Origin of the sequence: Epilithonimonas sp. (genome assembly GCF_032055105.1) — a bacterium.
Taxonomy (GTDB): Bacteria; Bacteroidota; Bacteroidia; order Flavobacteriales; family Weeksellaceae; genus Epilithonimonas.
This window is the reverse complement of the sequence record NZ_DAMBRK010000016.1, coordinates 41,935-64,443: the sequence shown is the minus strand read 5'-3', so window position 1 is coordinate 64,443 and position 22,509 is coordinate 41,935. Positions and strand designations below refer to the sequence as shown.

The following is a 22,509-nucleotide window of genomic DNA, read 5'->3' as shown; positions in this document are numbered from 1 at the left end:
ACGGTTTGCAAAAATAATTTATTTTTTTTAAATAACAAAATATTTTTTGGAAATACTTGAACTACAAAAAATTACTTCCCAAAAACTAATTTTTTGTCTAGTTATTTTTCTTTCGGGAGGTCTTCGTCTATCCCGTTATTTGCGTGTGCTGGCTTCAGACGGAGGCGATTGCTCACTAGGTTGTGATATTCTTCTCTGTTTTTGAAAATTTTAATTGCTGTGAAAATGGCTTCCGAAAAAGAAGTTTCATCGGCTAAATTTTTTCCTGCAATGTCATAAGCAACACCGTGATCCGGAGAAGTTCTTATAAAAGGAAGTCCGGCCGAATAATTCACGCCTTCTTCATAAGCGATTGTTTTGAACGGAGCTAATCCTTGGTCGTGATACATTGCAAGGACAGCATCAAAAGCTTTATATTTTTCCGGTTGGAAAAAACTGTCCGCAGGATAAGGTCCAAATGCTAAGGTTCCATTGTTGAAAAGTTCTTTTATCGCAGGCTCAATGATTTCGATTTCTTCTTTGCCAATTACACCGCCGTCTCCAGCGTGAGGGTTAAGCCCAAGAACCGCAATCTTCGGTTTTTCTACGCAGAAATCTTCTTTTAGTGTTGAGACTAATTGCTTGATTTGTTTTTTTAATTTTTCTTTATTGATATTGTTTGCAATCTCAGAAACCGGAATGTGATGTGTGGAAACAGCAACTTTCAAATCTTCAGTTACCATAAACATTACCGCTTTTTTGCCAGCTTTTTCTTCGAAATATCCTGTGTGTCCTGCGTGAGCGAAACCGTATTTCATCATTTCGTCCTTATTAATAGGAGCGGTTACGATAACATCAATCTCGTTGTTGAGAAGCGCTTGTGTTGCGGATTCCAAAGAATCAATCGCCATTTTTGTGGATTCTTCTGTTGGAACACCGAATTCTACATTACTGTTCTCTTTGGTAAGATTTACCATATTGATTTTCCCGCCTTGAGCTTCTTTTGCCGAATTGATGTAATTGAAGTTCGTCTGCAGTTTGAAAACGTTTTTCTGATAAGTAAACAGTTTTCCAGAACCAAAAATTACCGGTGTGAAAAAATCTGTGATGCTTTTGTCTTTCAGAGATTTTAAGATGATTTCGGGGCCGATTCCGTTGAAGTCACCGATGGAAATTCCTACTCTGATTTTATGTTGTTTGGAGCTCATTTGCTTATCTTTGACGTTTAAAATGAATTTTACAAAATTACGTTTTTTTAGGATAGGTTTTTGTAGGAAAACGCTTCAATTTTATAACTAAAGTTGTATTGATGACAAAAACCCCTAGCCCCGATTGTAGTGGAAATCCTTTTCCTTTTCTTTGAAAAGGAAAAGATTGCAACGAAAAGCGGGATTAAGCTCCTGAAAAAATATTAAATCACAAAAAAATGTTCACAGGAATAATAGAAGCGACCGGAAAAGTTGAGAAAATTACAAGAAATGAAAGTAATATTGATTTTGTCTTAAGTTGTCCTTTCACACACGAATTGAAAATCGACCAAAGTCTTGCCCATAACGGATGTTGCCTGACAGTTGTAGAAATAAATAATGATACTTATAAGGTAACAGCTATCAATGAAACGCTGGAAAAAACCAATCTTGGGTTCTGGAATGTTGGAACGGAAGTAAACTTGGAACGTTGTTTGAAATTCGAAGGTAGATTGGATGGGCACGTTGTTCAGGGACACGTAGATAAAACCGGAACTGTGGAAAGTATCGAGGACCAGAACGGAAGTTATTTTATTACAATTAATTACGAAGAGTCTGCAGAATATACGACGGTTCCGCAAGGTTCGATTACTTTGAATGGAACAAGTTTAACGGTTGCAGAAAGTAGAAAAAATCAGTTTTCTGTGGCAATAATTCCCTACACTTGGGAGTTTACGAATATGAAGCATCTGAAAAAAGGTGATGTCGTGAATCTGGAATTCGATATCATTGGCAAGTATGTTGCGAAACTTTTGAAAAAACAAAATGTCATTTAGTGATTATAAAGGTTACCGGTTAAGAAACAGGGTTTTTGTTGGGTTTTTGGCGATTTGCTTCCTTAGTATTTTGACTTCGGCAGTTTTGTCGTTTGTGATTTTGCGCGATAATGCGAAGATGCAGAGCAAAACCGATATGCAGAACAAATCCGAAGCGCTGATGTCTTCTTTGGATTATGCACTCAGTCATTCTATGGTTGAGACCAAAGATATTCCTGCGGTTCTGGAAAACGAAATTTACGAGATTGCAGATATCAACAAACACGACATCATCATCTATGACCTGAACGGAAATTATCTCCTTTCTAACAAAGAACCGAATCTTGTTGCTCAAAAAAAAATGCCTGCCGATGTCATAAAGGCTATCAAGAAAAACGGAAAACAATACGACGACAAGTCTTATGATGAGAAGCTTGAGGCGACGATTGTTTCTTCTTATATGGTTCTGAAAAACAATATGCTGGAAAATATCGCTTATGTTTATTTTCCGTATTATCACAACGAGAGCGCTTATATGATGGTTTTTAAGCACTATTTTGCTTACATCATTGGGATTAATCTTTTGATTGTTTTGTTCAGTATTTGGTTGAGTTGGATTATTTCGAATAATTTGACGGATGCGATTACCCGTTTTACATCCATGATTAGCAGAATCAATTTGTTTGACAAAAATCTGCAACCAATTAAATATTACAAGAATGATGAGCTGAATGCATTAGTGAAAGCTTATAATAAAATGATTTCTGAAATTGCAGACCAAAGGGAAAGGCTAAGTTATACAGAAAAACAGTCTGCCTGGCAGGAAATGGCAAAACAAGTAGCGCACGAAGTTAAAAATCCACTCACGCCAATGAAGCTGATGATGCAGAATTTTGAAAGAAAATTTGACCCCAATGACCCAAATATCACAGCGAAGGTTAAAAATCTAAGCGAGGTTGTAATTGGTCAGATTGATGTCATCAGTAGAGTAGCGAGTGCATTTTCTGAATTTGCGCAGTTGCCACAAAAAAATGACGAAGAAATTTCTCTGAATAAAGAAGTGAAAAATGTGCTGACGATTTTCAGTGATGAAAATATCTTTGTCCACGCCAACCACGATAACATCAAGATGAAGATTGACAAAGATTATCTGGCGAGAATCATTACTAATCTTGTGACCAATGCAAGTCAGGCAAAAGTGGATGATAGAAAATCTGTCATTAATGTTGATTTAGAAAAAATTGAAAAACGAATCAGAATTACTGTTCAGGATAATGGAGTAGGAATTTCTGAAGATAAAATCAATAAAATCTTTGACCCGAATTTTACTTCGAAAAATAGCGGAATGGGAATCGGATTGACAATGGTAAAACGAATGGTGGAAGATTATAACGGAACAATAACCGTTGCGTCAGAAGTTGATAAGGGCGCGACTTTCACAATCTCAATGCCTTCGAATCTATAAATGAAACCTTTCCGATTTCAACAATTTGATATTAATCAAAGTTCCGATGTTTTCCGAGTGGGAACAGATGCGGTTTTGCTAGGTGCTTTGTCAAATGTTATTAATGCAAAACAAATTCTGGAAGTTGGAACTGGAACGGGAATCATTTCTCTGATGTTAGCGCAAAGAAATCCGAATGCGAATATTTTAGCAATTGATATTAATTCTGAAGCAGTCCAAATTTCTCAAAATAATTTTTCTAATTCTCCTTTTTCTGATAGAATCAAAAGTCAACTCCAAGATTTTAAAAATCTTGAAACTGATGAGAAGTTTGATTTAATTATTTCAAATCCACCTTATTTTGAAATTAATAGCTCTGAGAAAGATATTCTAGCGAGACAAAGATTGGAATTAGATTTCTCTGATTTGATTCAAAAAGCTTCACAATTACTTTCTGATGAAGGTTTATTTTCTGTTATTATTCCATTTGATTCTGAAAAAGAATTTACTCAGATGTGTCTTAATAATAATTTATTTCTTCAAAGGAAAATCATCATCAAAGGAATCCAAAACGCTGAACCGAAAAGAGTAGTTTTAGAATATTCTTTAAAACAATCAGAAACAATAGTAGAAAACTTCGTCATAGAAAAATCGCCAAGAGTTTATTCGGATGAATATCTTGAGCTGACAAAAGATTTTCATTTATTCAACAAAAAACCTCTCTGAATTTTCAAAGAGGTTTGTTTTTAGTTTTAGAATTTGAATCTAATGTCTAAATTCTATTCTCTAATTTCTATATTTTATTCGAATAATTCCGCAGTATCCAAAACAGAAACTTCGCCATTCTCGCATCTAATTGCTTCTCCTGGATAATTCTGAATCATATGATAATCGTGTGTCGCCATTACAACTGCGCAATGATTTTCTTCTGCAAGATTTTTCAAAAGCGTCATAATGTCGTTAGAAGTTTCTGGGTCTAAGTTTCCTGTTGGCTCATCTGCAAGGATTAATTCTGGATGATTCAGAAGTGCTCTTGCAATCGCCGCACGTTGTTGTTCACCTCCAGAAAGTTGGTGTGGCATTTTGTGCTTTTTGGTTTTCATTCCAACGCTTGACAAAACTTCATCAATTCTTGTTTCCATTTTGTGTTTGTCTTTCCAGCCGGTTGCTTGTAGGACAAAAAGAAGATTTTTCTCAATGTTTCTGTCAGATAACAATTGGAAATCTTGGAAAACAATTCCTAATTTTCTTCTTAAGTTAGGAACATCAGATTGTTTTAATTTTTTCAAATCAAAGCCTGCGACTTGTCCGCTTCCGCCCTGCAAAGGAAGTTGCCCGTAAAGAACTTTCAGAAGAGAACTTTTTCCAGAACCTGTTTTTCCAATCAAATAACAGAATTTTCCTTTCTTGATATGAAGGTCAACATTATTCAGGACGGTAAAGTTTTTCTGAACAATTTTTGCGCTGCTCAAATCTATAATATCGATACCCGGGTCATTTCTGTGTGGCATAATTTCGGAAATTGAAAGTTTGTGAAAGTCAAAAATAGCAAAAACTTATTTTTAAGCTTTTACTTTTGGGAAATTTTAACAACAAAAATGTCTGAACATTGTCCAGACATTTTGTATATGATAATTTTAAGAAATTATCTCTTAGCGCGAGATGCACTAACAGTTAAGCTCTTTCTGCCTTTCGCTCTTCTAGCTGCCAACACTCTTCTTCCGTTTGGTGTAGACATTCTTTCACGGAAACCGTGCTTGTTTCTTCTTTTTCTTTCAGATGGTTGGAATGTTCTTTTACTCATCACTAATATATTTAGTTCGTAATTTTATTAAATTTTCAGATTGCAAATATAGAAATATTATTTCGAATGACAAATAATTAAAAACTTTTTTATGTTAATTTTTACTTCGAGGCTATATTGATAATTAGGACAGCTTAATCCGCCTTCCGCTCCCAATCTTTTCACTCCACTTTGTTGCGTAAAAAGGATTTCCGCTCAAGTCGGGCTGCAGATTCATCATAAAACAAGATTTATCATAAAAAGTTTACATTCAATTATAAGTCTTCCATCCTTTCTCTATTTTCTGAAAGTCTATATTTGCAGTAGAAAAATAAAAGATGAAATCGCTATACAATCTTTCTATCCATCTAATGATTTTCGGGATGAAAGTCTTTTCGCTCTTCGATTCCAAAACAAAAAAAGGGGTCCGAGGAAGAAAAGAATCTTTGAAAATCGTTCGTGAAAAAATTCAGGGACAAAAAGTGCTTTGGATGCACGCTGCGAGTTTGGGCGAGTACGAACAAGGTTTGCCGGTTCTCGAAAAATTGAAAGAACAATTCCCTGAACATAAAACTCTGGTGACTTTTTTTTCGCCTTCAGGTTATGAAAATGTAAAAAAAAGAAAACAGATTGCCGATGCGATTTGTTATTTGCCTTTTGATAGAAAAAAAGATGTCAAAGAATTTGTTTCCACTTTTGATACGGAGATTTTCTTCACTGTGAAATATGATTATTGGTACAATCTTTTAGAAGAACTGAAAAATCGAGGAACGAAAAATTATGTGATTTCGGCTTTGTTTTATGAGCATCAGGTTTTCTTTGAAAGTTATGGGAAATGGTTTGCAAAACAGCTTCAGAAAAATATCGATTGGTTTTTTCATCAGACAATTAAATCTTTGGCTTTAGCAAAAAAAATTGGATTAACTAACTCTACTGTTTCCGGTGACACAAGATTTGACAGAGTGAAGCAATTTCACGACAGAGATAATCATTTGGAATTTATAGAAGAATTCAAAGCGAATCAAAAACTGATTGTGTTAGGAAGCAGTTGGCAAGCGGAAGAAGATATTGCGCAGGTTTTGGTGAAAAAACTTCCTGAAACCAAAATCGTAATTGCGCCACACGATTTGCACAGAGTTCCGCATTTGAAAAGTCTTTTTCCGAACGCTATATTATATAGTAGTCTGCAAAATTCTCAAACGCCTGATTTTTCAAATTCTCAGATTTTAATCATCGATTCAATAGGGAAATTATCTAAATTGTATTCTTATGCGGATTTGGCAGTTGTTGGCGGAGGATTTCACTCGGCGGGATTGCATAACATTTTGGAAGCGGCTGTTTATGGTGTTCCTGTTATTTTCGGGAATCAGTATAAGAAAAATCCGGAAGCTGATGCATTGATTGAAGCGAAAGGCGGAAAAAGTTTTGATGATTTTGTAGTAGCTTCGGCTTTTATTACAGAAGTGATTAAAAAAGATTTCCAAACCGAAGGCGAAGAAAAATCTTATCTAAAAGAAATGTCCGAAAAAGCCTTTGAATTTGTCAACTCTCAACCGAATTCTACGGAGATTATTGTGAAGAAAATTCTATCTTAAAAATCCTTCACTTTTGATATTTTTTACAATCAATTCAAAATGGTCAGGAATATTCTCACATTTCAGCCAATTGAAATCTAAACCATTATTGACGCAAAGTTTGCTTAAATAAATATTGTTATCAATTTTATCATTGAGATTTTCCAATAATTCATCAAATTCCATCCAATAATCTTCGTCCAGTTTTTTGATTAAAGTCAATGCTTTGAAGATTTTATTAATGAGATAAATGTAAAGTTTGTAAACGTTATCAAATCTTTGCTGACCAAGCTTTTTGTTATGTTCTAAGATTTCATTAATCAGAAATAAATTCAAAGAAACTTCCCCAAATTTATCAGTTGTCACTTTGACGTGTTCGGTGATTTCTGCACTTAGTTTTCTAATGAGTACCAAAAAATATTTTTGATTGCCAATGTATTTAGAAATCTCCAGAATCCTTTCACGGATGTTTTCTTCCATTGTATTTCTTTTATCATCAGTTGTTTCTTCATCGATGAGTTCGAAATATAATTTCTTGGAAAGTAGTTTGTCTTTCTTCAATAATCGGAAAATTAGTTTGTCTTTTTCTTTTGAAGAAAACTCGCTCAAAGCCTGTTTGAATTCTTTTGAATATTCCATTAATTAAACAATTTTGAATATTTGATAAATCCGTTGAATGCCCAATTGGCTGTGTAATACAAAGACTTCAAAGTTGAAAATTTCATATAATCTTTATAAACTAAATATTGGTCTTTCATAATGTTACCTTTATTTCGGGAAACGCTGTTGGGCAACATTCTGTATTTTGACAAAGTTTTTTTCAAAGGTTTTCCTTGCGGGATTTTCTTTAATAATTCTAACCACATTACGTGGTCTTCCCGTTTTGTACCTTCGGGGAAATAGAATTTTCCAACCCTTCTAGAATCATACATCGATGCTAAAAGCGATAATCTGCAAGTTTTCAAAAGATTATTAAAATTAACAATTGTGTCTGCTTCAAAGTCTCCAATTTCTGTAGGATTCAGATTTTCATCACAACGCGAATAAGTGGAATAAGCTAATTCTGCATTTTCGGATTTCATAAAATTGACCATTTCCTCAAGGAAATTGGGTTCCCAAAAATCATCTGCATCCAGAAAAGTGATAAATCTTCCTGTTGCGTTTTTCAAAGAAATATTCCTCGCGTGACCTGCGCCTCCATTTTTTTCAGCTTTGAAAACTTTGATTCGGGAATCGTTTTGTTTTTCCAGAATCTCCACCGAATTATCCGTTGAACAATCATCCGTAATCAGCCATTCCCAATCTTGGAAAGTTTGATTGAGGACAGAATCAATGGTTTCGTTCAAGTATTTTGAAGAATTATAACTCGGTGTGATGATAGAAATTTCAGGCACTTGCGATTTTTTACAAAGATAGATAAAGACAAGAAGATAAAAGAATAAAGAGAAAAGACTTCATTTTTGAGTTTTAATAGCGTTAAAAATTTAAAATTGTCATTTCCTCTCAAAATCTTAACTTTGTGAATCTTAAAAAAAAATTATTCATTATTAATTCTTACTTTATAGAATGTTTTACGACCATCAGCAGATAGAAAAAAAGTGGCAAAAATATTGGGAAGACAATCAAACTTACAAGACTTCCGACTCAACCGATAAACCGAAATTTTACGTCCTAGATATGTTTCCGTATCCTTCCGGAGCTGGACTTCACGTGGGACATCCGCTCGGTTATATTGCTTCTGATATCTATGCGCGATATAAAAGACATCAAGGATTCAATGTTTTGCATCCGGTTGGTTACGATAGTTTTGGACTTCCGGCTGAGCAATACGCTATCCAAACAGGAACGCATCCTGCAATTACAACGGAACAAAATATCACGAGATACGAGGAGCAATTAAGAAAAATTGGTTTCTCTTTCGACTGGAGTAGGGAAGTGAGAACTTCGGATGCTTCTTATTATAAATGGACGCAATGGATTTTTATTCAGTTGTTCCATTCTTGGTATAATAAAAATACGGACAAAGCAGAGTCTATCGAAACCTTAATCCAACATTTTGAGGAAAAAGGAAGCGAAGGATTAAATGCCAATCAAAATGAAGAATTAAATTTCACTGCAGAAGAATGGAAAAATGCTTCTGAAATTGATAAAGGCGCAATATTATTGAATTACCGTTTAGCTTACAGAGCGGAAACAACTGTGAACTGGTGCCCTGCTTTGGGAACCGTTTTAGCTAATGATGAGGTGAAAGACGGAAAATCTGAAAGAGGAGGCTTTCCTGTTTTCCAAAAGAAAATGATGCAGTGGAGTATGAGAATATCTGCATATTCTGAAAGATTGTTGCAAGGTTTGAAAACTTTGGACTGGCCACAACCTTTGAAAGATTCTCAGGAATATTGGATTGGAAAATCTCAAGGAGCGCAAGTTAGATTCTCAACTGAAAACGGAGAAACGATTGAAGTTTTCACAACAAGACCTGATACAATTTTCGGTGCGACTTTTATGGTTTTGGCGCCGGAAAATCCTCTGGTGCAAAATTTAACAACTGAAGAACAAGCAACGGAAATTGCTAATTATATAGAAGAAACTTCGAAAAAAACAGAACGTGATAGAATGGCTGACGTGAAAAATGTGAGTGGTGCTTTCACGGGAAGTTATGCAATTAATCCTTTTAATGGGAACAAAATTCCGGTTTATATTTCGGATTATGTGCTGATGGGTTATGGAACGGGAGCTGTAATGGCTGTTCCTGCGCACGATGAGCGTGACCACAGATTTGCGAAGAAATTTAATCTTGAAATTATAAAGGTTGTAGAATCTGATGTAGATGTTCAGGAAGAAGCTTATGATTCTAAAGATTCGGTTTGTGTGAATTCTGATTTCTTGAATGGTCTTAATTATAATGATGCCAAAGAAAAAATAATTGCTGAAATCGAAAACAAAGGAATCGGTCACGGAACTACGAATTACAGACAGCGTGATGCGATTTTCTCAAGACAAAGATATTGGGGCGAACCGGTTCCTATATATTATAAGGAAGGAATGCCATACACTTTGCCAAATTCTGCTTTGCCTTTGGAACTTCCAGAAGTTGAAAAATATTTACCGACAGAAGACGGCGACCCACCATTAGGAAATGCGAAAATATTTGCTTGGGATGAAGCGAATCAGAAAGTGGTTGATACAGATTTGATTGATGATAAAACTGTTTTCCCATTAGAATTATCAACTATGCCTGGTTGGGCTGGTAGTTCTTGGTATTTCCTAAGATATATGGACCCGAATGATGATGAGGTTTTCTGTAAAAAAGAATTATCGGATTATTGGGGACAAGTTGATTTGTATATCGGAGGAAGTGAGCACGCAACAGGACACTTGTTGTATTCTCGTTTTTGGAATATGTTCTTAAATGACAGAGGATATATTGAACAAAATGAGCCTTTCCAAAAGTTGATTAATCAAGGGATGATTTTGGGAATGAGTGCTTTTGTATATAGAATTGACGGAACTAATCAATATGTTTCTAAAAATTTAGCAAAAGATTACAAAACTCAAGCAATCCACGTTGATGTTTCTTTATTGAAAGGAACAACTGATGAATTAGATACTGAAGCTTTCGAATCTTGGAGACCAGATTACGCTGATGCAGAATTTATTTTAGAAGACGGAAAATACATCACAGGTCGTGAAGTTGAAAAAATGTCCAAATCAAAATACAATGTCGTCAACCCAGATGATATCTGTAATGAATATGGGGCAGACGGTTTAAGATTGTACGAAATGTTCCTTGGTCCATTAGAACAATCCAAACCTTGGAACACGCAAGGTCTAAGTGGAGTTTATGGTTTCCTGAAAAAATTCTGGAATCTATATTTTGATGGCGATAATTTCTCAGTTTCTGAAGAAGAACCAACAAAAGAAGAATATAAAGTTCTGCATACATTAATCAAGAAAGTAGTTTACGATATTGAGAATTTTTCTTTCAATACTTCGGTATCATCTTTTATGATTGCTGTGAACGAATTGCAGAAATTAAAATGTAACAAACGCAATATTTTGCAACCTTTGGCTGTTATTATCTCACCATATGCACCGCATATTTGTGAAGAGGTATGGAATTTGCTAGGAAACGGCATATCTATTGAATTTGAACAATTTCCAATGCTTGATGAAAGCTATCTAATTGAAGATGAGATTGATTATCCAGTGAGCTTCAATGGGAAGATGAAATTTAAGATAAAGTTGGCGTCTGACCTAGGAAAAGAAGAAGTTGAAAAACTAATGATGGAGAATGATGACGTGAAGAAGTTTTTAGGAGATAAATCAGTTAAAAATTTCATCTTCGTTCCAAAGAAAATCATTAATATTGTTATCTGATTTTAGAGAATCTTAAGAGATATTAAGAAAATTTATTATTCTTCGCATTGGAAAATACTGAAATGAGAATCATAAATAATGAAGTGTAATTTTAATTATATTTCCTTAATGTTTTGAAAAGAGATAAAGAATTCATAAAAACCCTGCTTTTATTTAATTAATATTTAAAATAAGTTAATTTAGTAGATAAAAAAAATAGAAGTCAAACCTGAAATAATTTTGCATTTTTCAAAAAATTGACTTTATTTTACACGATAAAATTTAACAATTATAATTTAGTTTTAATATGGAAATGAATGTTTCAAACACAGACGAGCAAGTAGTTGCTAGAAAAAAGGGAGGTCTTAATCCTGCGGTAATTATACCAATTTTATTTGCTATTGGTATTGCAATCTTTTTATTTGTTTTAGGTAATCCATCTAACTTTCAGGAGGATGCACGTACAGCTGGTACAGCTTCAGTAGCATTTGCTGATATCAAAGGGACAGAATTGCACCCACACGGATTAGGAGTTATTTATATGGGAGGAGTTCTTGTTCCTGTGTTGATTACTTTTATGATTATCGTTATTGTTTTCGCTATTGAAAGAGCTATTGTATTGAACAAAGCTTCTGGAAGTGGAAATGTTGATAATTTTGTTGTAAAAATCAGAAGCTTACTTAACAAAAACAAAGTAGATGAAGCTTTAGAAGAGTGCGACAAACAACAAGGTTCTATCGGGAATGTAGTGAAAGAAGGTCTTACGACTTACAAAGCATTAGCTCACGATACAACTCTAGACAAAGAACAAAAAATGGCTGGTCTTAATAAGGCTATTGAAGAGGCTACTACTCTTGAAATGCCAATGTTAGAAAAGAACATGAATATTCTTTCTACATTAGGAACAGTTGCAACGTTGGTAGCGTTATTAGGTACGGTACTAGGTATGATTCGTTCATTCCAAGCGTTGGGAGAAGCAGGTGGAACACCAGATGCTGCTGCATTATCAATCGGTATCTCTGAGGCCTTGATGAATACAGCTTTAGGTATTGGTACTTCTGCAATTGCAATTATTCTTTATAACTATTTTACATCAAAAATTGATGGTTTGACTTACAAGATCGACGAGATCTCTATGAGCATCCAACAATCTTTTGCTGAGTTTCACTAAGAAACTGAGTGTTTTCTTAAAATGTAGTCTTACATTTTAAATTTCATCAAATAGTTAAATAGACAAAATAATGGCGAGAATTAAACCAAAAAGACATGGTGTAGCTCTAGATATGACAGCAATGTGTGACGTAACATTCTTACTTCTTACATTCTTCATTATGACTACTCAGTTCAAAAAGCCCGATGTGGCACAGATAAAACCGCCTTCTTCTATATCAGAGAAGTTACTTCCTGATGCAAGTCTTATGACTGTAAGTGTTACTCCAGATGGTGTATTCTATTTTCAGCCGGTAGATAACGGTTCAGAGAAAATACAACTTTTGGATAAAATGGGAGCGAAGTACAAAATGACTTTTACAAACCCAGAAAAAGCTGCATTTGCAAAAGTAGAAGCGGTAAGCGTACCAATGGGACAGTTGAAAAGTTTTTTGAATCTGCCTGCAGAACAACAAAAAGCTTTCAAAGCAAAAGAAGGTATCCCGATGGATAGTACAAATAAGCAATTAATTGATTGGGTAGAGCAGAGTCTTGCCGTTAATCCTAACTATAAGTTAGCGATTAAAGGAGATGTGACTACAAAATATCCTAAAGTAAAAAGCTTGTTTGAAGGTTTAAGAGATATTGATTTTCTTAAATTTTGGTTGATTACATCACAAGAGACAAATAAAAATTAATCAAGAAATGGCAGAAGTACAAGTAAAAGAGGATTCCGGGAAAGGCGGTAAGGTCCGCTCGAAAAAGCAGAATCCACGTGTAGATATGACACCGATGGTTGATTTGAATTTCTTAATGTTGATGTTCTTTATGTTCACCACAACATTTAGTAAACCTAATGTAATGGATCTTGGTCTTCCGGCAAAACCTAAGGAAAACCAGAAACCACCAGAAACAGAAATCAAATTGAATAATTCAATTTCTATTATCATAGGAAAAGATAACAAAATTTTCTATCACCAACAGGATCAAGCTGGTCTTAACGATCAAACACTTGTTGAAACAAACTTCGATAGAGAAGGTATTACGAAAGTAATTGAGAGAGCAAGAGCTGGAGCATCTGATAAAGAAAAATTCACAGTAATTATCAAGCCAACAGACGATGCAGTATATAAGAATTTTGTAGATATTCTTGATGAAATGGCTATTACCAAAAATGAAAGATATGGGGTTACCGATATCAAACCTTGGGAGTTAGCTATTTACAAAAAGAAAGTTGGGGAGTAATTTCTCACTACAAATATCATATTTAATATTATTAAAATGGCAGACGAAAATTTGAAGTACGATCTTTCTCTTGACGAGATTGTATTTGAAAATAGAAATAAAGAATACGGTGCGTATGATCTTAGAACTGCGTATCCTAAGTTGCTTACAAGATCTTTCTTGATAGGAACTGCTTTCTTTATTCTTCTTGCGGTTTCTCCTCTTATCTATCTTAAAATTCAGCAAATGAATGCTAAAGATAAAGTAGAAGTAGAGGCTGAGTTGGTGAATATCTTGGAAGAAGAACCAATCCTAGAGCAACCTAAAGAAGAAGAACCACCACCACCGCCTCCTCCAAAGGAGCCAGAACAACAAGAGGTGATTCAGAATGTTGTTCCTGAACCTAAGAAGGCACCAAAGATTGAAACACCACCACCACCAATTACAAAACAATTGGAAACAACTACGGGGCTCGCTAACCAAGAAGGAGTTAAGACTCCTGCTTATACGCCACCGCCTCCACCACCATCTAGTGGAACAGGTAAGGTTGCTGAGGTTAAAATTAACACGAACGAAGTTTATGAATCTGTAGATCAAAATGCAGATTACCCAGGAGGATTAAATGGTGTAAGAAGATTTATCGCGGATAATGTTGATACCTCCTCAATGGAAGGAGAAGGTCAATTGACAGTTAAACTTAAGTTCATTGTGGAAAGAGATGGAACCGTTTCAGATGTTAGAGTAACTCAGAAATCTGGAAATAGTGATTTTGACTCAGAAACAATTAGAGTTGTTAAGAAACTTAAAAAATGGACTCCAGCTAAGAAAAATGGAGAAAATGTAAGATCTTATTATTCTATTCCTGTTACAATGCAATTCCAATAAGGATTTAATTTGTAATACTTTATATAAAAGAGAAGTTATTATAACTTCTCTTTTTTTTATTAAATTTGTGATATGTATAAATGGCTTTCTCTAGTTGTAGGATTTCTCTACATTGCTTTCGGTATCTTTGTTATTGCTTACAGATATCTGGAAATCGTAATATCTAATATCGCTTATCCTCTGGGAGCTTTATTAATAGTTTATGGTATATTCAGATTTGTAAGAGCAATATTAGCGCTCAAAAAAGATAATTAAAATGAAAAAAATATTTTTTCTGATTATAGCAAGTTTTGCTATGATGTCCTCTTGTTCAAAAGATAAAGATATTGACAATCCAAATAAAGGTGAAATTACAATTGAAGCTGATGAATCTTTTAAAAGCGTCTCAGAAGCATTAGTTGAACGATATACTGCACTTAATCCAAAAACAAAAATTAATCTTGTTATAAAAAAAGAAGATTTGGGATTGCTTGATCTTTTGGATAAGAAAGTTAGAGTGATTGTAATGTCCAGAGAATTGTCGAAAAAAGAAAAAGAGGCTTTTGACAAAAAGATTGATTTACCTTGGAAACCTGCCAGATTTGCTGCTGATGCTGTTCTTTTTGTGGTTCCAAAAGATTCTCCATTAGAATCAATTTCTATAGATGAAATCTACAATGAACTTTCATCAGACAAAAAAAGATTAATTTTTGATGGGACTAATTCCAGTAATCTTAATTTTATTGCTCAGAAGTTCCATAAAAATCCTTCGGATCTTAAGTTTTCTATCATCAATGGAAATGAGAATGTGGCAGAACAACTTAAAAATTATCCCGATAAAATAGGCGTTATCAGTTATAATACTATTAGTAGACCTTTTGGCAAAGAAGCTGAAAAACTTCGAAATGAGTTGAAAGTTCTTAAAGTAATAAAGGATAACAAAGCTTACGATGTTTATGGCGATAATCTGAAAGATATGACTTATCCATTCACAAGAGTATTATATCTACTTACGAATGAAGCATATTATGGACTGGGAAATGGATTTATTAGATTTTCTTGTCAACAGTTAGGACAGATAGTTGTAGAGAAAGAAGGTCTCCAGCCGTATAATATTTTTAAAAGAGAGGTTCAAATGAGATAATTGAACTTTTAATATTTATTTAACAGAAAGTTTAAATATAAATATTTATTTTGGTCTAAATATTGTCACTAAAAGAATTTTATAGTTACGAAAAATGAAAACAGAGTATATAATGAATTTATCAAAAAAGATTGCTGTAACAGCAGCAGTAGGGTTTTTTACAAGTTTTAGTTTTGCACAATCTGTACAAGACGGTATTAATTTTGTAGATAGCCAAAAATATGCGAAAGCAAAACAAAATTTCACAGACCTTATTAATCAAGATCCTAAAGATGCTAACAATTATTTCTACTTAGGTAATACATTCTTAACTCAATTTGATCCAAATTTTGATTCTGCGCAAGAAAGCTTCAACAAAGGACTTGCTGCAGATCCTAAAAGTTATTTGAATAAACTCGGCTTAGCTTCTGTAAAATTAGGGAAGGGAGATAAGTCTGCAGTTGCAGAAATCCAGCAGATTGTAAAAGACTCTAGAGAAAAAGATGCAGAAGTTCTTTTCCGTGCTGGTGAAGCTTTGACGTTGTTTGAAAAAAATAGTTCTCCAGATTTAGCAATTACATTTTTGAACAAAGCAATTGAAAAAGCAGAGAAAAAAGGTGTCCCTGCTAACTATTATTATTCTCTTGGAGATGCTTATAGAATCAAGAAAGATCCAGGAAATGCAATGACAGCCTATGATAAAGCAGAGGCTGTTGCAAAAAATAAAGCTTCTGTTTATACAAGAAAAGGAACACTTTGGATTGCTGCTCAACAATGGCAACAAGCCAAAACTAATATTGATAAAGCAATAGCTGTAGATCCAACTTATGCACCAGCTTACAAAGCTTTGGCAGGATTTAATATCAAATATCAGAAGAATGCAGAAGCCACTCAGAATTTGATTAATTATACCAAATATGCCGATGAGGATCCATATACACAATTAGAAATTGCTAAACTTTATTTTACAAATGAAGATTATGCTAATGCAAAAAAGACATTAGATGCAGTTTTTGATAAAGTAGATGATGTAATCAAATATAGATTGCGTGCTTATATCCAATATGGAGATGGAGATTATGTAGGAGCTCAACAAAACATTGAGACATTTTTATCAAAAGCAGAAAAAAGTAGAATCCAACCCTCTGATGATGGTTTACAAGGTTTAATTGCTGCAGGATTGGCGAAAGATGAAAAAGATGCTGCTAAAAAAGCACAGTTGGAAGCACTTTCTCAACAAAAAATTGCTGTTGCAAAAGCTGCAAAAGACGAAACATTAAAATGGGACGAGGAACTAGCAAAAGTAAAAGGAGGAATCAATTCAGCTTCTGTAGATCAAGGTCCTACTTCACCAGCAATAGAAGCTCTTAAGAAAAAGATTGTAGAAAATCCTAGTGATACAGATTCACTTTACAAATTAGCTACAGAGTATCAGAACGTTCAAAACTGGGATGGAGCTATTTTAACTTGGAGCAAAATGTCATCTGCTCTTCCAGATTGGGCTCCTGCTTATTACAGTCAAGGTTATGCTTATCAACAAGCCAAAAACAATGATATGGCTAAAGCTTCTTATGAGAAATTTATTTCTCTTGTAAAACCAGCAGAGATCGAAGCTAGTAAACCAAGTTTGGGTTATGCATATTTCTTTGTTGCATTTATGGAAAAAGACACAAATCCTGAAAAGGCTAAACAAGATGTCGCAAAATCTTTGGAGTATGATCCAACATACCAAGATGCTATTAATCTTCAAAATACATTGAATAAATAATTTAGGTTATTAAATTATAAAAACTTCCCAACCTACAAAGTTGGGAAGTTTTGTTTTTAGTAATTTTGTATAAATATTTTAATTATGAAATGTGATTTTCTGGCGATAGGAGCGCACCCCGATGATGTTGAGTTAGGTTGTGGAGGAACAATTATAAAATTAATTTCTGAAGGTAAAACAGTTAGTGTTATTGATTTGACGGAAGGCGAATTAGGAACCAGAGGAACAGCAGAGACACGAGCTCAGGAAGCATCCTACGCCGCAAAAATCTTAGGTATTACTGCCAGAGAGAATCTTAAACTAAAAGATGGGTTTCTTAATAATTCTGAAGAATACCAGCTTAAAATAGTAGAGAAAATTCGAAAGTATAGACCAGAAATTGTTTTGGCAAATGCTATAGATGACCGCCATCCAGACCATGCAAAAGCTGCAAAACTAGTTTCTGATGCTTGTTTCTTATCTGGGCTTAAAAAGATAGAAACGTTTGATAATAACGAATCTCAGGAAGTATGGAGACCTAAGCATATTTTTCATTATATCCAATGGAAAAATATAGTCCCTGAGTTTGTGATTGATATTACAGGATTTATGAACCAAAAAATAGAAGCTTGTTTAGCTTATAAAACACAATTTTACAATCCAGAATCAAAAGAACCAATAACACCTATTGCGACAAAAGACTTCCTAGAAAGCCTGACTTACAGAGCTCAAGATTTGGGAAGGCTTTCTGGGGTTGAGTTTGCAGAAGGTTTTACAACAGAAAAATTGATTGCACTTAAAAATTTTGAAGGAATAATTTGTAATTAAAAGATAAAGTGTTATATTTGCACACGCAAAAACGGTGATTGTAGCTCAGTTGGTTAGAGCGCCGGATTGTGGTTCCGGAGGTCGGGGGTTCGAGACCCCTCATTCACCCACAGAAAAAAAGCATTTCATTTATGAAATGCTTTTTTGTTTTTATATGGTAATCAAGATTATAAAAATAAAAAACGCATTTTATAATGCGTTTTATTTTTAAACTTCGTCGTCTGATTCTATTGTAAAAGATTTTGATTTGAAGTCTTTATCATGTCTTTCAGAGATTACATCTTCGCCTTTTTGTTGGATGATAAAATCTGTTGAGTCATTAAACAATTCTTGAAAGCTTTTGAAATCTTCTTTATAAAGATAAATCTTATGTTTTTCAAAAGTTGCTTCACCATTCTCTCCAAAGTTCTTCTTGCTTTCTGTAATGGTTAAATAATAATCACCTGCCTTAGTCTCTCGCACATCAAAGAAATACGTTCTTCTGCCTGCTTTCAACACTTTAGTGAAAATCTCATTCTCATGTCTTTCCTTATAATCACTCATTGTTATTTATTTTTAAAAATGTGTATTAACAAATATAATAGAATTCTCTGAATTTCAAAATTATTTGTTAAAAAAACGTTTAAAATGAGTGTTTTTCTTAAACTTTTGATAAAATTTAAATTAATATATTAGAATAATTAATCCAAATGCAAAATTTTGTCTGCTCTTTTTGCACTTGATTCTCTGTGAGTTATGATAATAGAAGTAGTGGTTTTGATGTCATTATCGATATTTTGAAGTATATTTTCTTCCGTCTCTGTATCTAATGCAGAAAGACAGTCATCAAATATCAAAATATTAGGCTGTTTTATCATAGCTCTAGCAATACAAATCCTTTGTTTTTGCCCTCCAGAAAGCATTACGCCACGTTCTCCAACCATTGTTTCGTATTGATTCTTGAATTCTTCAATATTTTTATGAACATCTGCTTTTTTCGCCATTTCTACTACCAAGCTGTGATTTGGATTGTCAACAGCAAATCCAATATTATTCTCAATCGTATCAGAAAAAAGATAACTTTCTTGCGGTGTGTAACCGATTTTGTCTCGGTAAAGTTTCAGATTATGGGTTTTTAGATTTTTTCCATCAACGAGAATTTCACCTTCATCTGGGTCGATCAAACGACAAAGAAGTTGTGCGATTGTCGATTTTCCACTTCCTGTTTTTCCCATTATGGCTAGAGATTTTCCCGAGTCAATTTTGAAACTTAAATTTTCAATCGCTTTGATTCCTGTATTTGGATAAGTGTAACTTACATTTCGGAATTCAATTTCACCATTGATTGGATAAACTTCATTGTTTGTATTGACGATTTCTGATTCTACTTCCAAAAACTCATTCACACGTTGCATACTGGCTTCTGCTCTTTGATTGACAGATGTTACCCAGCCAAGCATTGAAAAAGGAAAAATCAACATATTAATATACATAAAGAAATCAGCAATTGTACCAACACTCATTTCCCCAGCAATATATTTTTGCCCGCCAATGTAAAGAATAGCGACATTCAAAAGTCCGATGACAAAAATGATAATCGTGAAAAAGTAAGCTTCTGTTCTAGCCAAATCAAGTGCTTTGTCTTGGTAATCTTTAACCTTGATTCCGTAATTTTTCTCAATATATCTTTCTTTACTAAAGAATTTCACCACACGGATTCCAGAAAAACTATCCTGCACAAAAGTTGAAATTGCAGATTGGCTTTTCTGCATCACTTTCGATTTTTTATTAATGATGTCACTAACTTTATAAATCCCATAAGATAAAATGGGTAGCGGAATTAACGTCCAAAGTGTCATCTGCAAATCCGTCATAAACATATAGACACTTGTGATAATTAATAGAATAATTAAATTCACAACATACATTACTCCAGGGCCAAGATACATTCTAATGGCAACAACATCTTCACTTAATCTATTCAGTAAATCTCCAATTGTCGTCTTTTTGTAATCGGTAATTGAAAGTTCTTGATATTGGCGATAGATTTTGTTTTTCAACTCATATTCGATTCTTCTGGAAGCTACAATGATGGTTTGTCTCATCATAAAAGTGAAAAAACCAGATAAAAGAGAACAACCGATTAGAATTCCGGAATTGATAAAAATGATTTTGAAATAAGCCCAATTATTCTTGACGTTATCAAGAATGCTAAGGTCAGAAGATAACTTGAGAGTTGAGTAGTTTTTCTCTATGATGTTGATTGTCTGTCCGATATATTGGATTTTGTAAATCGCAAAAAAATTACTTAGAATAATAAATAAAAATCCCCAAAAAAGTAAGACGCGATGTTTCCAGAAATATGGATTCAGTGTTTTTAAAGCTTTCATTTTTCAAACTTTGATTTTCCAAAGCCGATGCAAAATTAATAAATAAAATTTTCAAAGCCTTGTTTAAAAATAGATTTGATTTTTCTTAACAAATGATAAGATTTTTTAAATCAAATAGTCTGATAAGTTGACATTTATCAGTAATTTTGCACTCGAAAAATCTAAATAAATGACTCCTAAACCTAAATATGACATTGCTCTAATCGGCGGTGGTATTATGAGTGCAACTTTGGCGGCAATGCTCCACGAGTTTGACCCAAAGCTCAAAATTGTAATTTTTGAAAGACTTGGTGAAGTAGCAAAGGAAAGTTCATCTGCTTGGAATAATGCAGGCACGGGACATTCAGCGTTTTGTGAACTGAATTACACACCAGAAAAGGAAGGTAAAATCGATATCAAAAAAGCAGAATATATTGCTGAACAATTCGAAGTTTCTAAGCAATTCTGGTCTTATCTTATCAACAAAGGTTTGATAGATAATCCGAAAGAATTCATCAATTCTTGCTCACATATGAGTTTTGTTTTTGGAGAAAAAGATGTTGAATATCTTAAAAAAAGATACGCTGCGTTGCAAAAATCGGCATTATTCCAGGGAATGGAATACGCAGATGACCACAAAACTTTAGAAAAATGGGTTCCATTAATGATGCAGAAAAGAATGTCCAGCGACAAACTAGCTGCGACAAAAATGGATCAGGGAACAGATGTGGATTTTGGAAAATTGACTTCAAAACTAATTGATTATTTGAAGGAGAAAGAATCTATAGATGTTTTCACCTATCACGAAGTGAAAGATGTTTCCCCAATGAAAAAAGGAGAATGGAAACTGAAAGTTAAAAATAGAAAAACCCTTACTAAACATAATCTGAAAGCAAAATTTGTTTTCATTGGAGCCGGAGGATATGCTTTACCTCTTTTAGAAAGTTCAGGAATCGAAGAAAGTAAAGGTTACGGTGGTTTCCCAGTAAGTGGACAATGGTTGGTAACAACTAATCCGGAATTGGTAGAAAAGCATAATGCTAAAGTTTATACGCAAGCTACAGTTGGAGCGCCACCAATGTCGGTTCCGCATCTTGACCTTAGAATCATAGACGGTAAAAAAGCCTTGTTGTTTGGCCCATTTGCCGGTTTCTCAACTAAGTTTTTGAAGGAAGGAAGTTATTTGGATTTGCCGGATAGTGTTAATTTCAAAAATATCCGTTCATTATTTGGTGCTTGGTGGCACAATATGCCTTTGACAAGATATCTGATTCAGCAGGTGACAATGAACAAATCTCAGAGAATGTCACATTTGAGAGATTTCGTTAAAGATGCAAAAGAAGAGGATTGGGAATTGAAACACGCTGGACAACGGGTTCAAATCATTAAAAGAGACCGCTTCGAAGGAGGAAGGTTGGAGTTTGGAACCGAGGTTGTGGTGAATAAAGAAGGAAATATTGCATCGCTTTTAGGGGCTTCTCCAGGAGCTAGTACTTCTGCATTTGCAATGATTATGGTTCTTGAGAAATGTTTCGGTGAAAAACTGAAAAACGAATGGCACGATAAACTTCTGGAAATGGTTCCAAGCTATGGAAAAAAATTAGCTGAACATCCAGAATTAATCAATCAAATCAGAGAATATTCTAAAGAAAAATTAGAATTGGAATATTAATTTTGAACTCAATCAAAATGAGTGAAACTATTGTAAAACCTTACATTGCAGAAGAACTTCTTGAGAAAATCCAATCGGAAATTATAGAAGAAAAGCAGGTGATTTTGCACTGTTGCTACAAATCAGAATTTTTTCTGGAGGAGAAAATCAGGATTTGGTCTTCCACTTATTTGGTTGATAGACAATCTGAGCACGTTTCAAAGTTGGTTCATTTTGAGAATATCAGTCTTTTTCCGGATTGGACTGATGTGCCTTTTGGAAAAGAATATTGGTTTACATTAGTTTTCTCGGGGTTGCCAAAAAGTTGTAAAGTGTTTGATTTTATAGAACTGATTCCACAAAATGATGGATTTTTCCAAGAAGGAATTGTGAGGAATTCTTCGGATGTTTATAAAATCAAATTAGATATGTAAGTA

At 34.0% G+C, this 22,509-nt stretch carries 22 protein-coding genes and 1 tRNA gene; 16 read left to right on the top strand and 7 right to left on the bottom strand.

From position 1 onward, the window contains the following. Window positions 1–101 precede the first annotated feature (101 nt). A complete protein-coding gene (pdxA, locus tag RTY06_RS13240; RefSeq protein ID WP_312825466.1) occupies window positions 102–1,187 on the bottom strand; it encodes a 4-hydroxythreonine-4-phosphate dehydrogenase PdxA in 1,086 nt (361 codons plus the stop codon). A gap of 218 nt (window positions 1,188–1,405) precedes the next feature. Between pdxA and RTY06_RS13235 the strand changes: the two genes are divergently transcribed. From RTY06_RS13235 to RTY06_RS13225, 3 genes are read left to right on the top strand one after another with little or no spacing between them, the layout of a single operon-like run. After that, complete coding sequence (locus tag RTY06_RS13235; RefSeq protein ID WP_312825465.1) at window positions 1,406–2,002, top strand: riboflavin synthase; 597 nt, start codon at window positions 1,406–1,408, stop codon at window positions 2,000–2,002. Further along, a complete protein-coding gene (locus tag RTY06_RS13230) occupies window positions 1,992–3,446 on the top strand; it encodes a HAMP domain-containing sensor histidine kinase (protein WP_312825464.1) in 1,455 nt (484 codons plus the stop codon). The genes RTY06_RS13235 and RTY06_RS13230 overlap by 11 nt, the downstream gene beginning before the upstream one ends. Beyond that, complete coding sequence (locus RTY06_RS13225) at window positions 3,447–4,151, top strand: tRNA1(Val) (adenine(37)-N6)-methyltransferase (protein ID WP_312825463.1); 705 nt, start codon at window positions 3,447–3,449, stop codon at window positions 4,149–4,151. 74 nt (window positions 4,152–4,225) lie between these two features. Here the strand turns inward: RTY06_RS13225 and RTY06_RS13220 are convergent, their stop codons facing one another. Together RTY06_RS13220 and rpmH are read right to left on the bottom strand one after the other, a co-directional pair. After that, entirely contained in the window at window positions 4,226–4,936 is a 711-nt protein-coding gene (locus tag RTY06_RS13220; protein ID WP_089874943.1) for a cell division ATP-binding protein FtsE, read from the bottom strand. Window positions 4,937–5,070: 134 nt separating this feature from the next. Next, on the bottom strand, window positions 5,071–5,229 hold the full coding sequence (rpmH, locus tag RTY06_RS13215) for a 50S ribosomal protein L34 (protein WP_007843334.1): 159 nt from the start codon (window positions 5,227–5,229) through the stop codon (window positions 5,071–5,073). Between the two features lie 317 nt (window positions 5,230–5,546). On the opposite strand from rpmH, the gene RTY06_RS13210 reads away from it, so the two are divergent. Further along, a complete protein-coding gene (locus RTY06_RS13210) occupies window positions 5,547–6,803 on the top strand; it encodes a glycosyltransferase N-terminal domain-containing protein (RefSeq protein WP_312825462.1) in 1,257 nt (418 codons plus the stop codon). On the opposite strand, the gene RTY06_RS13205 is transcribed toward RTY06_RS13210, so the two are convergent. Both RTY06_RS13205 and RTY06_RS13200 read right to left on the bottom strand, forming a co-directional pair. Then, window positions 6,795–7,421 carry a deoxyuridine 5'-triphosphate nucleotidohydrolase gene (locus RTY06_RS13205; protein WP_312825461.1) on the bottom strand — a complete coding sequence of 209 codons (627 nt, stop codon included), beginning with the start codon at window positions 7,419–7,421 and terminating at the stop codon, window positions 6,795–6,797. The genes RTY06_RS13210 and RTY06_RS13205 overlap by 9 nt on opposite strands. Continuing rightward, the gene (locus tag RTY06_RS13200) at window positions 7,421–8,176 is read right to left on the bottom strand and encodes a glycosyltransferase family 2 protein (protein ID WP_312825460.1); all 756 of its coding nucleotides are present in this window, start codon (window positions 8,174–8,176) and stop codon (window positions 7,421–7,423) included. Before RTY06_RS13200 ends, RTY06_RS13205 begins: the two co-directional genes overlap by 1 nt. A 172-nt stretch (window positions 8,177–8,348) precedes the next feature. Between RTY06_RS13200 and leuS the strand changes: the two genes are divergently transcribed. From leuS to RTY06_RS13150, 10 genes are all read left to right on the top strand, one after another. After that, the gene (gene leuS / locus RTY06_RS13195) at window positions 8,349–11,159 is read left to right on the top strand and encodes a leucine--tRNA ligase (protein ID WP_312825459.1); all 2,811 of its coding nucleotides are present in this window, start codon (window positions 8,349–8,351) and stop codon (window positions 11,157–11,159) included. Between the two features lie 286 nt (window positions 11,160–11,445). Beyond that, window positions 11,446–12,309, top strand: a complete 864-nt coding sequence (locus RTY06_RS13190) for a MotA/TolQ/ExbB proton channel family protein (protein ID WP_312825458.1) — start codon at window positions 11,446–11,448, stop codon at window positions 12,307–12,309. Window positions 12,310–12,379: 70 nt separating this feature from the next. After that, the gene (locus RTY06_RS13185) at window positions 12,380–12,985 is read left to right on the top strand and encodes an ExbD/TolR family protein (RefSeq protein WP_116033042.1); all 606 of its coding nucleotides are present in this window, start codon (window positions 12,380–12,382) and stop codon (window positions 12,983–12,985) included. 7 nt (window positions 12,986–12,992) lie between these two features. After that, complete coding sequence (locus RTY06_RS13180; RefSeq protein ID WP_312825457.1) at window positions 12,993–13,532, top strand: biopolymer transporter ExbD; 540 nt, start codon at window positions 12,993–12,995, stop codon at window positions 13,530–13,532. 36 nt (window positions 13,533–13,568) lie between these two features. Next, window positions 13,569–14,396: a TonB family protein gene (locus RTY06_RS13175; protein WP_312825456.1), complete on the top strand. Its 828-nt coding sequence runs from the start codon at window positions 13,569–13,571 to the stop codon at window positions 14,394–14,396. A gap of 72 nt (window positions 14,397–14,468) precedes the next feature. Continuing rightward, complete coding sequence (locus RTY06_RS13170; protein ID WP_312825455.1) at window positions 14,469–14,651, top strand: C4-dicarboxylate ABC transporter; 183 nt, start codon at window positions 14,469–14,471, stop codon at window positions 14,649–14,651. Window position 14,652: 1 nt separating this feature from the next. After that, complete coding sequence (locus RTY06_RS13165; protein WP_312825454.1) at window positions 14,653–15,519, top strand: substrate-binding domain-containing protein; 867 nt, start codon at window positions 14,653–14,655, stop codon at window positions 15,517–15,519. Between the two features lie 112 nt (window positions 15,520–15,631). Then, window positions 15,632–17,266, top strand: a complete 1,635-nt coding sequence (locus tag RTY06_RS13160) for a tetratricopeptide repeat protein (protein WP_312825453.1) — start codon at window positions 15,632–15,634, stop codon at window positions 17,264–17,266. 84 nt (window positions 17,267–17,350) lie between these two features. Next, window positions 17,351–18,073 carry a bacillithiol biosynthesis deacetylase BshB1 gene (gene bshB1 / locus RTY06_RS13155; protein WP_312825452.1) on the top strand — a complete coding sequence of 241 codons (723 nt, stop codon included), beginning with the start codon at window positions 17,351–17,353 and terminating at the stop codon, window positions 18,071–18,073. Between the two features lie 33 nt (window positions 18,074–18,106). Then, window positions 18,107–18,182: transfer RNA gene (locus tag RTY06_RS13150), tRNA-His, on the top strand. A gap of 98 nt (window positions 18,183–18,280) precedes the next feature. On the opposite strand, the gene RTY06_RS13145 is transcribed toward RTY06_RS13150, so the two are convergent. Continuing rightward, the gene (locus tag RTY06_RS13145) at window positions 18,281–18,616 is read right to left on the bottom strand and encodes a DUF3276 family protein (protein ID WP_116033060.1); all 336 of its coding nucleotides are present in this window, start codon (window positions 18,614–18,616) and stop codon (window positions 18,281–18,283) included. A gap of 137 nt (window positions 18,617–18,753) precedes the next feature. Beyond that, on the bottom strand, window positions 18,754–20,442 hold the full coding sequence (locus tag RTY06_RS13140) for an ABC transporter ATP-binding protein (RefSeq protein ID WP_312825451.1): 1,689 nt from the start codon (window positions 20,440–20,442) through the stop codon (window positions 18,754–18,756). 169 nt (window positions 20,443–20,611) lie between these two features. Here RTY06_RS13140 and mqo point away from each other — a divergent pair, with 169 nt between their 5' ends. Next, entirely contained in the window at window positions 20,612–22,093 is a 1,482-nt protein-coding gene (gene mqo, locus RTY06_RS13135; protein ID WP_312825450.1) for a malate dehydrogenase (quinone), read from the top strand. A gap of 17 nt (window positions 22,094–22,110) precedes the next feature. Next, window positions 22,111–22,506: a hypothetical protein gene (locus tag RTY06_RS13130; RefSeq protein ID WP_116033068.1), complete on the top strand. Its 396-nt coding sequence runs from the start codon at window positions 22,111–22,113 to the stop codon at window positions 22,504–22,506. The last annotated feature ends 3 nt before the right edge of the window (window positions 22,507–22,509 follow it).